Annotated in this window: 11 protein-coding genes, 1 tRNA gene and 3 rRNA genes; 3 read left to right on the top strand and 12 right to left on the bottom strand. The window is 54.0% G+C overall.

What is annotated here, in order from left to right; genetic code table 11:
• Nucleotides 1-63: 63 nt before the first annotated feature.
• The 3 genes from dsbA to ACR8BF_RS00390 are packed head-to-tail and all read right to left on the bottom strand — an operon-like array spanning nt 64 to nt 2,027.
• On the bottom strand, nt 64-693 hold the full coding sequence (gene dsbA, locus ACR8BF_RS00400) for a thiol:disulfide interchange protein DsbA (protein WP_003850731.1): 630 nt from the start codon (nt 691-693) through the stop codon (nt 64-66).
• A gap of 26 nt (nt 694-719) precedes the next feature.
• A complete protein-coding gene (locus ACR8BF_RS00395) occupies nt 720-1,706 on the bottom strand; it encodes a serine/threonine protein kinase (protein WP_179899272.1) in 987 nt (328 codons plus the stop codon).
• Between the two features lie 45 nt (nt 1,707-1,751).
• Entirely contained in the window at nt 1,752-2,027 is a 276-nt protein-coding gene (locus tag ACR8BF_RS00390) for a YihD family protein (protein WP_033759287.1), read from the bottom strand.
• 47 nt (nt 2,028-2,074) lie between these two features.
• Between ACR8BF_RS00390 and mobA the strand changes: the two genes are divergently transcribed.
• Both mobA and mobB read left to right on the top strand, forming a co-directional pair.
• The gene (mobA, locus tag ACR8BF_RS00385; protein WP_179899189.1) at nt 2,075-2,641 is read left to right on the top strand and encodes a molybdenum cofactor guanylyltransferase MobA; all 567 of its coding nucleotides are present in this window, start codon (nt 2,075-2,077) and stop codon (nt 2,639-2,641) included.
• 1 nt (nt 2,642) lies between these two features.
• Nucleotides 2,643-3,149, top strand: a complete 507-nt coding sequence (gene mobB / locus ACR8BF_RS00380; RefSeq protein ID WP_179899188.1) for a molybdopterin-guanine dinucleotide biosynthesis protein MobB — start codon at nt 2,643-2,645, stop codon at nt 3,147-3,149.
• A gap of 85 nt (nt 3,150-3,234) precedes the next feature.
• Here the strand turns inward: mobB and rrf are convergent.
• The 4 genes from rrf to ACR8BF_RS00360 all read right to left on the bottom strand — a co-directional run bounded on the left by rrf (nt 3,235) and on the right by ACR8BF_RS00360 (nt 8,288).
• Nucleotides 3,235-3,350 (bottom strand): 5S ribosomal RNA (rrf, locus tag ACR8BF_RS00375).
• Between the two features lie 92 nt (nt 3,351-3,442).
• A 23S ribosomal RNA gene (locus tag ACR8BF_RS00370) occupies nt 3,443-6,351 on the bottom strand.
• 231 nt (nt 6,352-6,582) lie between these two features.
• Nucleotides 6,583-6,657, bottom strand: a tRNA-Glu gene (locus ACR8BF_RS00365).
• An 88-nt stretch (nt 6,658-6,745) separates the two neighbouring features.
• Nucleotides 6,746-8,288 (bottom strand): 16S ribosomal RNA (locus ACR8BF_RS00360).
• Together the 16S, 23S and 5S rRNA genes with 1 tRNA gene alongside form the textbook arrangement of a ribosomal RNA operon.
• Before the next feature lie 531 nt (nt 8,289-8,819).
• On the opposite strand from ACR8BF_RS00360, the gene mdtD reads away from it, so the two are divergent.
• Nucleotides 8,820-10,217 (top strand): multidrug transporter subunit MdtD, encoded by a 1,398-nt coding sequence (gene mdtD / locus ACR8BF_RS00355; protein ID WP_313700740.1) that lies wholly within the window; start codon nt 8,820-8,822, stop codon nt 10,215-10,217.
• Here the strand turns inward: mdtD and rbsR are convergent.
• The 5 genes from rbsR to rbsA all read right to left on the bottom strand — a co-directional run bounded on the left by rbsR (nt 10,214) and on the right by rbsA (nt 15,580).
• Nucleotides 10,214-11,197 (bottom strand): ribose operon transcriptional repressor RbsR, encoded by a 984-nt coding sequence (gene rbsR / locus ACR8BF_RS00350; protein ID WP_179899054.1) that lies wholly within the window; start codon nt 11,195-11,197, stop codon nt 10,214-10,216. The two genes, mdtD and rbsR, sit on opposite strands and share 4 nt — an antisense overlap.
• Nucleotides 11,198-11,210: 13 nt before the next feature.
• A complete protein-coding gene (gene rbsK, locus ACR8BF_RS00345; protein ID WP_434745413.1) occupies nt 11,211-12,140 on the bottom strand; it encodes a ribokinase in 930 nt (309 codons plus the stop codon).
• 62 nt (nt 12,141-12,202) lie between these two features.
• Entirely contained in the window at nt 12,203-13,078 is an 876-nt protein-coding gene (gene rbsB, locus ACR8BF_RS00340; protein WP_098051971.1) for a ribose ABC transporter substrate-binding protein RbsB, read from the bottom strand.
• A gap of 25 nt (nt 13,079-13,103) precedes the next feature.
• Complete coding sequence (rbsC, locus tag ACR8BF_RS00335; protein WP_013359547.1) at nt 13,104-14,075, bottom strand: ribose ABC transporter permease; 972 nt, start codon at nt 14,073-14,075, stop codon at nt 13,104-13,106.
• Entirely contained in the window at nt 14,072-15,580 is a 1,509-nt protein-coding gene (gene rbsA / locus ACR8BF_RS00330) for a ribose ABC transporter ATP-binding protein RbsA (RefSeq protein WP_434745412.1), read from the bottom strand. Before rbsA ends, rbsC begins: the two co-directional genes overlap by 4 nt.
• Nucleotides 15,581-15,582 lie beyond the last annotated feature (2 nt).

Raw genomic sequence — 15,582 nt, 5'->3', positions numbered from 1 at the left:
TCTCTGTTCAATGGCATAAAAAAACGCCAGCAGAGCTGGCGTTAAATGGGATGGTAAGGCTGATTACTTCTGGCTTACGAGGAATTTAACCACGTTGGCATAGTCTGCGACGAAATTATCCATAGAGCTGGTATCGAGGCCGCCGTTGTTCACCATATATTTACCATTCACGAACATCGCTGGCACACCGCGCAGATCAACATCCGCAGCGGCTTTCTGCTGTTGTGCAACCAGCGCTTTTACAGCAAAGCTGTTCCATGCCGCATCGTAGTCAGCAGCGGAGATACCGGCCGCTTTGACAAAGGTCTCCTTCAGACTGGCAGGATCGGTGATGGTCTGTGTTTTCTGAATGCCATCAAAGATCGGTACTGTCACCTTATCTTCAACGCCCAGCGCCATCGCCACAGCCCAGGCCTGAGTCACAACCGGTCCCAGGTCACCACCGAGGAAATCGACGTGGTATTTCACCAGTTTAGTGTCAGCAGGCAGATTCTTTTTCACCGCGTCATTGACGTGATAAATACGTTCAAACTGATAGCAGTGCGGGCAGAAGAAAGAGAAGAACTCCATCACCTGAGGTTCGCCGGCCACGGGTTTCGGCAGACTTACATATTGTTTACCTTCAGTGAACTGGGCAGCAGACGCGCTGAATGCCAGCACTAAACCCATCAGTGCAAACCAAATTTTTTTCATCGTGAAAAATTCTCCTGACTACGTCATTAATATTGCGGTGTCAGCTGCAGAGGAGGTTCCTGCAACAGCTTCTCCTGCTCGGTAAAGAGTGAAATTTGCCTGCGCCAGAAATCTTCATCTGTCATCCAGGGGAAAGCGCGAGGAAAAGCGGGATCCTGCCAGCGTCGGACAACCCAGGCCAGATAATAAACCATGCGCATAGCGCGTAAAGGTTCAATCAGTGACAATTCATTAATATCAAAATCACTGAATTCACTGTAAGCCTCCAGCAGAATATCCCACTGAATACGCTGTTCCTGTCTGTCGCCGCTGATCAGCATCCACAGATCCTGTACCGCCGGGCCATTACGGGCATCATCCAGATCGACGAACAGCGGTCCATCACGCCACAGGATATTACCCGGATGGCAGTCGCCATGTAATCGTAGCGGCTCCCACGTCGTGTGCCATTGTTGCTGCAGCGCGTTACCCAGCTTATCAATCGCCTGTAGTAATGCAGCCTTAAGCGATGCAGGCACTAATAGTGATTGCTCCAGCACCTGCCGGGGCTCATGCAGGTACTCATCCAGTCCCATCGTCGGCCGCTGGCTAAACAGCGCTTTACGCCCGGTCTGATGAATGCGGCCCAGAAAGCGGCCTACCCATTCCATCTGATCTTCATTGTCTGTCTCATATTGCCGTCCACCCAGGCTGGGAAATACGGCAAAGAAGAAGCCTGCGTGGCTGTGCAGTGTCTCGCCCTTTAGCCGCAGTGGCGCCGCGATGGGCACCTCGTCAGCTAGCAGATCGAGTGCATACTGATGCTCTTCAGCAATCTGTTCAGCACGCCAGCGCTGCGGGCGATAAAATTTCGCAACATAGCGACGTTTTTCATCATCGCTGAATTGATAAACCCGGTTCTCATAGCTGTTCAGGGCTGTCAGACCTGATTCGACGCGAATTCCTGTATCCCACAGCGCATCAAGCAATACGTCGGGATTCAATGTCTGGAAGTTAAAAGCAGCGTCGCTCATCATGTTACCTGTGGTTGCCCTTGCAAATAGTAGCCAAGGATAACACTACTCGTCCTGTTTAATGACCCCCCTTGCGCGGAGCAGGGCTGTTTTGAAATCAACTTCATAGTCTTTTTTCAGCCCAGGGATCTCATCATCGCTGGCTGAGTCACGCATTTTGAGATGGTAAATTAATACATCGTCAGTTAATTCACTTAACGGGCCACGGAATCCAGATTCCTGAGCCAGTTTCTGTAAAAATGTGACCAGATTCAGGTCAGGCTCTTTTTGCCAGGCGGGTTGTAGCAACTCGATCAATTCGTTTAAACGATGGCATTTCATTCAGGTTTCTCCCGTATTCACAGTGTGTCATCAGCGAGGGTATAGTCATGACAATATTAACCGGCATCATTCTGGCCGGTGGTCTGGGCCGCCGTATGGGTGGTCAGGACAAAGGATTAGTGCAACTGGAGGGCAGGCCGCTTTATCAGCATGTCCTTGAACGGCTCAGGCCACAAGTCGACATTGTCATGATTAACGCCAATCGCAATATTGATCGTTATCAGTTAAGCGGGTATCGGGTTGTTCAGGATGTTTTTGATAATTATCCGGGTCCGCTGGCTGGTATCTACAGTGCGTTGCTCGCCATCGACGGCGAATGGGCTGTTTTTTGCTCCTGTGATACGCCTGCCATTCCTCTTAACTTCGTTGAACAACTGGTCGAACAACGCGGAGAAGCACCGGCCGTCTGGGTTCGCTCACAGTTGCGTGATCACCCGACGCTTGCTCTGATTCACCGTGATTTGGCTGCACCTCTTTATGAATACCTTGAGGCTGGTGAACGACGTCTGATGCACTTCCTGCGCGATCACGGCGGTCATGCTGTTCAGCTCGATGATGATGAAGCCGCCTTCCGCAATATCAATACGCCTGATGATCTGAATGAGAGAGGTTAATATGTCAGTCCCCTTACTCGCGATTGCTGGCTGGAGTGGAACCGGCAAAACGACGTTGTTGCAGCAGGTTATACCAATTCTTAGTAGTCGGGGTATTCGCGCCGGACTGATTAAGCACACGCATCATCAGATGGATGTGGATACGCCAGGTAAAGACAGCTATCTGCTAAGAAAAGCCGGGGCCAGTCAGGTGATGGTAGCCAGTTCAGAGCGATGGGCATTGATGTGTGAAACGCCGGAAAAAACGTCGATTGATTTGCCTTATCTGCTCAGCCGCATGGATCACTCTACGCTGGAGATAGTGCTGGTCGAGGGCTTTAAAGAGGAACCGGTGCCTAAAATTGTTCTATGGCGTGCCGGGATCAAGGGAGGGATCGATGAGTTGCTGGATGAGCAGGTGATCGCCGTCGCCAGCGACCAGAAATTAGCGTTGAGCGTGCCGGTACTGGATATAAATCGTCCGGATAGCGTTGCAGATTTCATTGCTGGCTGGCTGAAAAAGTTCTGAATCAGGTAATTAGAATTTTTTTTTCACGATCTGCAGACGTAAAAAAGCCCCGCACTTCCGTGCGGGGCTTCTTCACTTATTTGATGCCTGGCAGTTCCCTACTCTCGCATGGGGAGACCCCACACTACCATCGGCGCTACGGCGTTTCACTTCTGAGTTCGGCATGGGGTCAGGTGGGACCACCGCGCTAAAGCCGCCAGGCAAATTCTGTCTCCGCGCCGCCCGTTAAGGCCGCGCAGATTATCCGGTACAAGGCTGAAAATCGTGTCTCTCAAAAACGCCTCTGGCGTTGTAAGGTTAAGCCTCACGGGTCATTAGTACCGGTTAGCTCAACGCATCGCTGCGCTTACACACCCGGCCTATCAACGTCGTAGTCTTCAACGTCCCTTCAGGACTCTCAAGGAGTCAGGGAGAACTCATCTCGGGGCAAGTTTCGTGCTTAGATGCTTTCAGCACTTATCTTTTCCGCACTTAGCTACCGGGCAATGCCATTGGCATGACAACCCGAACACCAGTGGTGCGTTCACTCCGGTCCTCTCGTACTAGGAGCAACCCCCCTCAATTCTCCAGCGCCCACGGCAGATAGGGACCGAACTGTCTCACGACGTTCTAAACCCAGCTCGCGTACCACTTTAAACGGCGAACAGCCGTACCCTTGGGACCTACTTCAGCCCCAGGATGTGATGAGCCGACATCGAGGTGCCAAACACCGCCGTCGATATGAACTCTTGGGCGGTATCAGCCTGTTATCCCCGGAGTACCTTTTATCCGTTGAGCGATGGCCCTTCCATTCAGAACCACCGGATCACTATGACCTGCTTTCGCACCTGCTCGAGCCGTCACTCTCGCAGTCAAGCCAGCTTATGCCATTGCACTAACCTCACGATGTCCGACCGTGATTAGCTGACCTTCGTGCTCCTCCGTTACTCTTTAGGAGGAGACCGCCCCAGTCAAACTACCCACCAGACACTGTCCGCAGCCCGGGTAACGGGCCTACGTTAGAACATCAAACATTAAAGGGTGGTATTTCAAGGTTGGCTCCACGCGAACTGGCGTCCGCGCTTCAAAGCCTCCCACCTATCCTACACATCAAGGCTCAATGTTCAGTGTCAAGCTGTAGTAAAGGTTCACGGGGTCTTTCCGTCTTGCCGCGGGTACACTGCATCTTCACAGCGAGTTCAATTTCACTGAGTCTCGGGTGGAGACAGCCTGGCCATCATTACGCCATTCGTGCAGGTCGGAACTTACCCGACAAGGAATTTCGCTACCTTAGGACCGTTATAGTTACGGCCGCCGTTTACCGGGGCTTCGATCAAGAGCTTCTCCTTGCGGATAACCCCATCAATTAACCTTCCGGCACCGGGCAGGCGTCACACCGTATACGTCCACTTTCGTGTTTGCACAGTGCTGTGTTTTTAATAAACAGTTGCAGCCAGCTGGTATCTTCGACTGGCTTCGGCTCGGGGAGCAGGTCCCTCCACCTACGCGCCAGCGTGCCTTCTCCCGAAGTTACGGCACCATTTTGCCTAGTTCCTTCACCCGAGTTCTCTCAAGCGCCTTGGTATTCTCTACCTGACCACCTGTGTCGGTTTGGGGTACGATTCTGTGTTACCTGATGCTTAGAGGCTTTTCCTGGAAGCTGGGCATTTATCACTTCAGCACCGTAGTGCCTCGTCGTCACGCCTCAGCGTTGATAAGGGACCGGATTTACCTGGACCCTCCGCCTACACGCTTAAACCGGGACAACCGTCGCCCGGCCGATATAGCCTTCTCCGTCCCCCCTTCGCAGTAACACCGAGTACAGGAATATTAACCTGTTTCCCATCGACTACGCCTTTCGGCCTCGCCTTAGGGGTCGACTCACCCTGCTCCGATTAACGTTGAACAGGAACCCTTGGTCTTCCGGCGAGCGGGCTTTTCACCCGCTTTATCGTTACTTATGTCAGCATTCGCACTTCTGATACCTCCAGCAGCCCTCACAGGCCACCTTCGACGGCTTACAGAACGCTCCCCTACCCAACAACACATAGTGTCGCTGCCGCAGCTTCGGTGCATGGTTTAGCCCCGTTACATCTTCCGCGCAGGCCGACTCGACCAGTGAGCTATTACGCTTTCTTTAAATGATGGCTGCTTCTAAGCCAACATCCTGGCTGTCTGTGCCTTCCCACATCGTTTCCCACTTAACCATGACTTTGGGACCTTAGCTGGCGGTCTGGGTTGTTTCCCTCTTCACGACGGACGTTAGCACCCGCCGTGTGTCTCCCGTGATAACATTCTCCGGTATTCGCAGTTTGCATCGGGTTGGTAAGCCGGGATGGCCCCCTAGCCGAAACAGTGCTCTACCCCCGAAGATGAGTTCACGAGGCGCTACCTAAATAGCTTTCGGGGAGAACCAGCTATCTCCCGGTTTGATTGGCCTTTCACCCCCAGCCACAGGTCATCCGCTAATTTTTCAACATTAGTCGGTTCGGTCCTCCAGTTAGTGTTACCCAACCTTCAACCTGCCCATGGCTAGATCACCGGGTTTCGGGTCTATACCCTGCAACTTAACGCCCAGTTAAGACTCGGTTTCCCTGCGGCTCCCCTATACGGTTAACCTTGCTACAGAATATAAGTCGCTGACCCATTATACAAAAGGTACGCAGTCACCCTGATAAATCAAGGCTCCCACTGCTTGTACGTACACGGTTTCAGGTTCTGTTTCACTCCCCTCGCCGGGGTTCTTTTCGCCTTTCCCTCACGGTACTGGTTCACTATCGGTCAGTCAGGAGTATTTAGCCTTGGAGGATGGTCCCCCCATATTCAGACAGGATACCACGTGTCCCGCCTTACTCATCGAGCTCACAGCGCGTGTGCTTTTGTGTACGGGAGTATCACCCTGTACCCTGCGACTTTCCAGACGCTTCCACTAACACACATGCTGATTCAGGCTCTGGGCTGCTCCCCGTTCGCTCGCCGCTACTGGGGGAATCTCGGTTGATTTCTTTTCCTCGGGGTACTTAGATGTTTCAGTTCCCCCGGTTCGCCTTGCAGCACTATGTATTCATGCTGCAATGATGCACAGAGTGCACCGGGTTTCCCCATTCGGACATCGACGGCTGTAGCGGTTCATATCACCTTACCGTCGCTTTACGCAGATTAGCACGTCCTTCATCGCCTCTGACTGCCTGGGCATCCACCGTGTACGCTTAGTCGCTTAACCTCACAACCCACAGGCGTTTTACAACGCTTGTAAGTCACGAGCATTTGAGAGACTCGAACGCATCGTGCTTTTCATTCTTATTACGGAGAATGAAAACGACGCGTCGTTTCAATTTTCAGCTTGTTCCGGATTGTTAAAGAGCAAATATCTCAAACGCGCCACGGCTGCTTACGCAACCAGAACGGTTTTGAGATACTGTATGGAGACACCTTTCACCTGTCACCAAGCAGGTGGCGTCCCCTAGGGGATTCGAACCCCTGTTGCCGCCGTGAAAGGGCGGAGTCCTAACCGCTAGACGAAGGGGACACGATCGTGTCACGACTTCGCAGCCGTCCTGCTCATTACTTTTTATCAGACAATCTGTGTGGACACTGCGCGGGAAGGTATCTTCAGGTAAGGAGGTGATCCAACCGCAGGTTCCCCTACGGTTACCTTGTTACGACTTCACCCCAGTCATGAATCACAAAGTGGTAAGCGCCCTCCCGAAGGTTAAGCTACCTACTTCTTTTGCAACCCACTCCCATGGTGTGACGGGCGGTGTGTACAAGGCCCGGGAACGTATTCACCGTGGCATTCTGATCCACGATTACTAGCGATTCCGACTTCACGGAGTCGAGTTGCAGACTCCGATCCGGACTACGACGCACTTTGTGAGGTCCGCTTGCTCTCGCGAGGTCGCTTCTCTTTGTATGCGCCATTGTAGCACGTGTGTAGCCCTACTCGTAAGGGCCATGATGACTTGACGTCATCCCCACCTTCCTCCGGTTTATCACCGGCAGTCTCCTTTGAGTTCCCGACATTACTCGCTGGCAACAAAGGATAAGGGTTGCGCTCGTTGCGGGACTTAACCCAACATTTCACAACACGAGCTGACGACAGCCATGCAGCACCTGTCTCACGGTTCCCGAAGGCACTAAGGCATCTCTGCCAAATTCCGTGGATGTCAAGAGTAGGTAAGGTTCTTCGCGTTGCATCGAATTAAACCACATGCTCCACCGCTTGTGCGGGCCCCCGTCAATTCATTTGAGTTTTAACCTTGCGGCCGTACTCCCCAGGCGGTCGACTTAACGCGTTAGCTCCGGAAGCCACTCCTCAAGGGAACAACCTCCAAGTCGACATCGTTTACGGCGTGGACTACCAGGGTATCTAATCCTGTTTGCTCCCCACGCTTTCGCACCTGAGCGTCAGTCTTTGTCCAGGGGGCCGCCTTCGCCACCGGTATTCCTCCAGATCTCTACGCATTTCACCGCTACACCTGGAATTCTACCCCCCTCTACAAGACTCAAGCCTGCCAGTTTCAAATGCAGTTCCCAGGTTAAGCCCGGGGATTTCACATCTGACTTAACAGACCGCCTGCGTGCGCTTTACGCCCAGTAATTCCGATTAACGCTTGCACCCTCCGTATTACCGCGGCTGCTGGCACGGAGTTAGCCGGTGCTTCTTCTGCGGGTAACGTCAATCGACGCGGTTATTAACCGCATCGCCTTCCTCCCCGCTGAAAGTACTTTACAACCCGAAGGCCTTCTTCATACACGCGGCATGGCTGCATCAGGCTTGCGCCCATTGTGCAATATTCCCCACTGCTGCCTCCCGTAGGAGTCTGGACCGTGTCTCAGTTCCAGTGTGGCTGGTCATCCTCTCAGACCAGCTAGGGATCGTCGCCTAGGTGGGCCATTACCCCGCCTACTAGCTAATCCCATCTGGGTTCATCCGATAGTGAGAGGCCCGAAGGTCCCCCTCTTTGGTCTTGCGACGTTATGCGGTATTAGCCACCGTTTCCAGTGGTTATCCCCCTCTATCGGGCAGATCCCCAGACATTACTCACCCGTCCGCCACTCGTCACCCAAGGAGCAAGCTCCTCTGTGCTACCGTCCGACTTGCATGTGTTAGGCCTGCCGCCAGCGTTCAATCTGAGCCATGATCAAACTCTTCAATTTAAGTTTGATTTGCTTAAACAAGTTAAGCTGTGCTCATCTGTAAAACGTCATAATGAATTTCATTATGTGTTCACTCGTGAGGCTTGATATTTTTTACGTCCGGAGACGCTGATATCAATCCTGCGAGTGCCCACACAGATTGTCTGATAAATTGTTAAAGAGCAGTGCGAACAGTGCGTTAGCGTCCTGTCGCGAGGTGGCGTATATTACGCTTCCCTCCTGCAGAGTCAACCTCTTTTTCAGAAGTTTTTCTCCGGCGGCCCAGTCTCCTGCGCCTCTCAGCCCGTTTCCCGTTGCCGGTGTTCCGTGTTGATGGAGGCGCATTATAGGGAGTTTCCTCAGCCTGACAAGTGTTTCTTCGAATTAATTTACTGAGCGCATCTTTTTTAAACGAACGGCTTAAAAAGAGACGTTTCATGGCCGAATAACGCACAAAAGTGGCTACTAAACGTTGTAAAGAGGCCTGCCGTTGCCAATTACGGATGCTATTATTTTGCTTCTTCTCGCAGGATAACCCAGGAAGGACACTCAATGATAAAATCCTCGCGCAGCATGGCTGGTTTGCCATGGATAGCTGCAATGGCCTTTTTCATGCAGTCACTCGACGCCACGATACTGAATACTGCCTTACCCGCTATCGCCACCAGCCTCGATCGTTCTCCCCTGGCCATGCAATCCGCCGTCATCAGTTACACCCTGACTGTCGCGATGTTGATTCCGGTCAGCGGCTGGCTCGCCGATCGCTTCGGCACGCGCAAAGTCTTTATCATTGCGGTTTCGCTGTTTACCCTGGGTTCGCTGGCTTGTGCGCTGTCACCGACGCTTTCGGTGCTCGTCATGTCGCGCATCGTACAGGGCGTCGGTGGCGCAATGATGATGCCGGTCGCGCGACTGGCGCTGTTACGTGCCTATCCGCGCAGTGAACTGCTGCCGGTGCTCAACTTTGTCACTATGCCGGGACTGGTTGGCCCGATACTGGGACCGATGCTGGGCGGCGTGCTGGTCACCTACGCAACCTGGCACTGGATCTTCCTGATTAATATCCCGATTGGCATTCTCGGCATTATCTATGCACGCAAATATATGCCCGACTTCACCACACCCAAGCGCCGCTTCGACTTTTTCGGTTTCATATTATTCGGAGCTGGACTGGTGATGATCTCGATTGGGATTGAACTGTTCGGTGAGCGGATTGTTTCCGCCTGGCTGGCTGGCGGGATATTAGTCAGCGGAATTGTGCTTTTACTTCTCTATATAGTGCATGCCCGAAATCACCCTTCACCACTGATCAACCTGCCGATGTTTAAAACCCGGACTTTCTCCGTTGGCATCGGCGGCAACATTGCCTCTCGTCTCGGCACCGGTTGCGTGCCCTTTTTGATGCCGCTCATGTTGCAGGTTGGCTTTGGCTATTCAGCGATTATCGCCGGCTGCATGATGGCACCTATCGCTGTGGGTTCAATTCTGGCGAAGTCCACGGTGACACAGCTGCTCCGCTGGCTGGGCTATCGCCGCCTGCTGATTGGCATTACCGCTATTATTGGTATTCTGATCGCCAGCTTCTCCCTGCAGTCACCCGCTGAAAGTATCTTTGTACTACTACTTCCGCTATTTGTTCTCGGTATGGCCATGTCTACACAGTTCACTGCCATGAATACCATTACTCTGGCCGACCTGGATGATGATAACGCCAGCGGGGGTAACAGCGTGCTGGCCGTGACACAGCAATTAGCGATCAGTTTTGGTGTAGCCGTGAGCGCTGCGGTGCTGCGCTTCTATCAGGAGTTTGAAACCAGCACCATTTCACAGTTCCACGCTACGTTTCTGACCATGGGTATCGTCACCGTACTTTCGGCGCTGACCTTTATGCTGCTGAAAAACGGGGATGGACGTAACCTGATTAGTAATCGCGACAAGAAGAAGCGCTAAACCGAACCCCGCACCACCAGTTCCGGCGTCAGCACCAGCGTTTGCTGGCTGGCGTCGGGATCGCTGAGACGATGAATTAAGGTGTCTATCGCCAGTTCACCCAGCGCATCTTTCGGCTGATGGATGGTACTCAGTGGCGGAGTGAGATAACGCGCCAGTTCAATATCGTCATATCCCATGACCGCCATCTGCTGCGGAACCCGCATCCCGGCCTGATAGAGCGCGTGATAAACGCCGACTGCCATCGCATCGTTACTGGTAAATACGGCTTCCGGCGGCGTTTCCAGCGCCAGCAGCTCGACCATCCCGTTGTAACCCCCCTGAAATTCAAAGTCCCCATTGACTACATAGCCGGGAAGAATCTCCAGGCCACTTTTTGTCATGGCGTTGCGATAACCTTCCAGACGCATACGTGCCGGGGTTTTATCCTGCGGACCGGCGATACAGGCGATGCGGGTATAACCGCTGTCGATAAGATGCTGCGTCGCCAGCTCTCCGCCCAGCAGCGCGTTATCCTGAATAATGTCACCGCGGCCTTCAAAGGGAGCCCAGTCCATCATCACCGCAGGTATAGAAGGATAACGGTTCAAAATGTCTGCCGAGGGCAGGTGACTTTCAGTACACATGATCAGTAAACCATCGACGCGCTTCTGCATCAGCGTTTCCAGGCTGCGGTTCATCCGCTCCTCATTACCTGCCGTGTTACAAAGAATCAGACTGTAGCCACGCTGATAACAGCTCTCCTCCACGCCTCGCACCACTTCGGCATAAAAGGGGTTACTACTGGTGGTCAGCAGCATACCAATGGTGTGCGTCTGATTGATCTTCAGACTGCGCGCCAGCGCAGAAGGGGCGTAGTTAAGGTGGCGGATGGCCTGCTCAACTTTTTCCCGCACGCCTTCACTGACAAAGCGATTGTTATTGATCACGTGCGAGACAGTGGAGGTAGATACGCCCGCCAGGCGAGCGACATCTTTCATGGTGCTCAAGTGCTTAGCCCTGTTGCTGCAAAAAATCATCGATCTCCGCGCGCCACGGCACGGAGGGCTGCGCACCCGAGCGGGTAACGGCAATAGCGGCGGCGGCATGGGCAAATCGCACCGCGTCGTACATGGGTTTCTGCTCCAGTCGCGCGGTAATAAAGGCACCGTTAAAAGTGTCACCCGCCGCGATGGTGTCGATAGCTTTAACGCTGAAGCCCGCAATGCGCTGACCGTCACCCTGCTCGCTTAGCCAGACACCGCGTCGACCGAGCGTAATCAGTACCGTGCCGATGCCTTTGGCATGCAGCACTTCCGCAGCGCGAGCCGCATCTTCATCGTTGTTGACCGCAATGCCGGTCAGACTCTCGGCTTCGGTCTCATTCGGCGTAATAATGTCGATCAGCGCCAGCAGCTCATCTGAGAGACGGGAAGCGGGTGCCGGATTGAGAATAACCTGCGTCTGATGCTGCCGGGCGAAGGTCGCGGCGGCCAGCACGCTTTCCAGTGGCGATTCCAGCTGCATTAATAGTGCATCGGCATCGGCGATAACCTGCTGATGACGCGCTACGCAATCGGGTGTTAACGCCGCGTTTGCACCCGAGTAGATGCCGATGTTGTTCTCACCATCACCGTTGACGAAAATCATCGCGACACCGGTCGACTCACCCTCGACGACCTCGACCGGCGAGGTATCAATATTGTCCTGTGTGAGCTGCTCGCGAATACGTTCGCCAATGTCGTCCGCGCCTACACAGGCGATAAACGCGATATCGGCACCAGCACGACCAGCGGCTACTGCCTGATTTGCACCTTTACCGCCAAACGCAATCTGATACTTCTGCCCGATCACCGTTTCACCGGGACGAGGGAAGTGCGCCAGATTAAGGATGTGGTCAGCGTTAATACTGCCAAGAACGGCCAGTTTTGCGTTTTTGCTCATTAGGGGAGTCCGGAATAAGTGCGCCACCGGGAGGGTGGCGCGGTGCCCTGCTTTTCTTTGAGTTATTGAGTGACCAGCTTCAGGTCGACCGGATTGATCGCCTTCACTTTTTCACCCTTCAGCACTTTATCAGCGGTATCCACGCCGATCATGCCAATTTTGTCTGGCATCTGTGCCACGGTCGCAGACAGTTTGCCAGCTTCTACGGCTTTAACGCCATCAGCAGTGCCGTCAAAACCAACCACGATCACACCTGTTTTTCCGGCGGTCTGCAGTGCACGCAGTGCACCCAGTGCCATTTCGTCGTTCTGAGCGAATACCGCCTGAACATCCGGATGCGCCTGAAGCAGGTTCTGCATGACGTTCAGACCTTTAGTACGGTCAAAGTCCGCAGGCTGGCTGGCGAGGATCTGGAATTTATGCGCATCAGCGGCCTGTTTGAAGCCTTCGCCACGTTCGCGTGCAGCAGAGGTACCAGCAATGCCCTGCAGCTCAATAATTTTGGCGTTTTCGCCGACTTTTTTGGCGATGAAGTCACCGGCCATTTTACCGCCGAAACGGTTATCAGAAGCGACGTGGCTGACCACGGTGCCCTGTGCAGCAACGCGATCCAGAGTGATAACCGGAATGTTCGCCTGGTTAGCCATCTTCACTGCGTTGCCTACGGCATCAGAGTCAGTCGGGTTGATCAGCAGCAGCTTAGTGCCGCGAACGGTCAGATCCTGCACGTTCGCCAGCTCTTTCGCCGGGTTGTTCTGTGAATCCAGCACGACCAGGTTGTAGCCCAGCTTGTCGGCTTCTTTCTGTGCACCCTCTTTCAGGGAGACAAAGAACGGGTTGTTAAGGGTTGAAACCACCAGCGCGATGGTATCTTTTGCCATAGCGCTGGTACTGAGCGTTGCGCCGAGGATCATGGCCAGTGCGGTTAACTTTTTCATCTTGTTATCCTGTGTAAGGTCAGAGTTATTTACTGCTTTTATTATCCACCAGCACCGCCAGCAGGATGACTACCGCTTTAACGATCATCTGGTAGTACGAAGAGACGCCCATCAGGTTCAGGCCGTTGTTCAGGAAGCCGAGGATCAGCGCGCCAATCAGGGTGCCGAAAATACGGCCTTTGCCGCCTGCCAGGCTGGTTCCGCCCAGTACGACCGCAGCAATCGCATCCAGCTCATAGCCGGTGCCCGCTGTCGGCTGTGCCGAAGAGAGACGCGCCACTTCAATGGTGCCCGCCAGCGCTGCCAGCATGCCACTCAGTGAATAGACGATGATTTTGACGCGGTTCACATTAATGCCTGAGAGACGCGTTGCCGCTTCATTGCCGCCTAGCGCATAGATGTAGCGGCCCAGGCGGGTGTGTTGCAGCATGTACCAGGCGGCGATAAAGACCAGCGCCATCAGCCAGACCGGCGCAGGGATACCCAGCGGGCGACCAATACCAAACCAGCCCAGCAGATCGGCATTGGCACTGAAGCCGGTGTTAATCGGGCTGCCGTCGGTGTAGACCATGGTGACACCGCGCAGCAGCAGCATCATGACCAGCGTAGCGATAAACGCCTGTACCTTGCCGCGCGCCACAATGGTCCCGGTCAGGGCACCGATTGCCGCCCCCAGCGCCAGCGAAGCCGCCACCGCAACCAGGGCATTGACTTCCATGCCCACCAGCGATGCACCGACCGCGCCCGTCAGGGCCAGCAACGACCCCACAGAGAGGTCGATACCGGAGGTCAGGATCACCAGAGTCATCCCGACCGCCATAATGGCGTTAACCGAGGTCTGCTGCAGAATGTTGAAGAGGTTTGCCACAGTAAAGAAGTTCGGGCTCTGGCTTGCCACCACGGCGATCAGCACCATCAGCGCAATCAGCGACTTCTGTTCCAGTAGCCAGCTTTTGCTAAACCAGCGACGGCTGGCCGGTAAAGTTTGGGTCGTCATACCACTAAATCCTCGCTGTGTTGCTTGCCTACGGCGGCTGCCATCAGGCTTTCCTGAGTGGCTTCTTCTCGGGTAAATTCGCCGCTGATACGGCCTTCATGCATCACCAGAATCCGATCGCTCATGCCCAGTACTTCCGGCATTTCCGAGGAGACCAGGATGATGCTCAGCCCTTCGGCTTTAAACTGGTTAATCAGTTGATAGATCTCTTTCTTCGCACCGACATCCACACCGCGTGTCGGTTCGTCCAGTATCAGCACGTTGGGCCGGGTCATCAGACCGCGGGCAATTGCCACTTTCTGCTGGTTACCGCCCGAAAGCAGGCCAATTGGCTGTTCCATGGAAGGCGTTTTAACGTTGAACAGCCGGATAAAATCGCCTACAGCCAGCTGCTCTGCCGCATGTTTCAGCGTGCCGCTGCCATGACTGAAATAGCGCAGGGCCGTCAGCGACATGTTCTCTTTCACTGACATGCCCAGTACCAGGCCATCGCGCTTACGATCTTCGGAGATATAGACAATGCCGTTAGCCAGTCCATCCTGCGGCGAACGTGTCACCACTTCCCGACCATTGAGCCACAGGCTGCCTTCGCGACGCGGCAAGGCGCCATAAAGCACTTTCATCAGTTCAGTACGGCCCGCGCCCATCAAACCAGATACGCCGAGGATTTCACCTTTGCGCAGGCTGAAGCTGACGTTGTCCACGCCCGGTCCGCTGACGTTATCCACTTTCAGCCGCACGTCGCCCGGCGCCTGATCAATATGAGGATATTGATCTTCCAGCTTACGGCCGACCATCATCTCAATCAGGCTCTCTTCGGTCAGCTCGCTGACCGGACGTTCAGCAATAAACTGACCGTCGCGGAACACCGTGACGTCATCGCAGATCTCAAAGATCTCTTTCATGCGATGCGAGATGTAGACGATGCCGCAGCCCTGCGCTTTCAGTTCGTTGATCACCCGGAACAGCGACAGCGTCTCGGTATCGGTCAACGCATCGGTCGGTTCATCCATGATGATGACCTGCGACTCAAAACTCAGGACTTTGGCGATTTCGACCATCTGCTGATCGCCAATCGACAAATCCCCCACCAGCTTGTGGCTATTGAAGCGCAGATTAAGACGTTTAAGCAGCGCATCCGCTTCGTCATACATACGCGGCCACTGAATACGGCCAAAACGCCCCACATATTCACGACCGAGAAAAATATTCTCCGCCACGGTTAACTGAGGGATCAGGTTCAGTTCCTGATGGATGATGCCAATGCCCGCTTCCTGAGACGCTTTCGGTCCACTGAAACGGGTCTCTTTGCCGAGCCAGCGCAGCGTACCGGCATCATATTGATAGATCCCGGTCAGCACTTTCATCATGGTGGACTTGCCTGCGCCGTTCTCGCCCACCAGCGCCATCACGCGTCCTGCCCGGACATTCAGCGACGCTCCCTTGAGGGCTTTTACACCCGGAAAGGATTTTTCAATGCCGTCGAGTTGCAGTAAAGGTTGCATAG

The organism is Candidatus Pantoea rara (assembly GCF_051136265.1).
In the GTDB taxonomy this organism is placed as follows: Bacteria; Pseudomonadota; Gammaproteobacteria; order Enterobacterales; family Enterobacteriaceae; genus Pantoea; species Pantoea rara.
This window is presented reverse-complemented; position numbering and strand designations above follow the sequence as displayed.

Bases quoted from the DNA above. Each gene is read 5' to 3' on its own strand.
- mdtD (WP_313700740.1), top strand. From the start codon at position 8,820: ATGATAAAATCCTCGCGCAGCATGGCTGGTTTGCCATGGATAGCTGCA.
- rbsA (WP_434745412.1), bottom strand. From the start codon at position 15,580: ATGCAACCTTTACTGCAACTCGACGGCATTGAAAAATCCTTTCCGGGT.
- rbsR (WP_179899054.1), bottom strand. From the start codon at position 11,197: ATGAAAGATGTCGCTCGCCTGGCGGGCGTATCTACCTCCACTGTCTCG.
- ACR8BF_RS00390 (WP_033759287.1), bottom strand. From the start codon at position 2,027: ATGAAATGCCATCGTTTAAACGAATTGATCGAGTTGCTACAACCCGCC.
- dsbA (WP_003850731.1), bottom strand. From the start codon at position 693: ATGAAAAAAATTTGGTTTGCACTGATGGGTTTAGTGCTGGCATTCAGC.
- rbsK (WP_434745413.1), bottom strand. From the start codon at position 12,140: ATGAGCAAAAACGCAAAACTGGCCGTTCTTGGCAGTATTAACGCTGAC.
- rbsB (WP_098051971.1), bottom strand. From the start codon at position 13,078: ATGAAAAAGTTAACCGCACTGGCCATGATCCTCGGCGCAACGCTCAGT.
- mobB (WP_179899188.1), top strand. From the start codon at position 2,643: ATGTCAGTCCCCTTACTCGCGATTGCTGGCTGGAGTGGAACCGGCAAA.
- mobA (WP_179899189.1), top strand. From the start codon at position 2,075: ATGACAATATTAACCGGCATCATTCTGGCCGGTGGTCTGGGCCGCCGT.
- rbsC (WP_013359547.1), bottom strand. From the start codon at position 14,075: ATGACGACCCAAACTTTACCGGCCAGCCGTCGCTGGTTTAGCAAAAGC.
- ACR8BF_RS00395 (WP_179899272.1), bottom strand. From the start codon at position 1,706: ATGAGCGACGCTGCTTTTAACTTCCAGACATTGAATCCCGACGTATTG.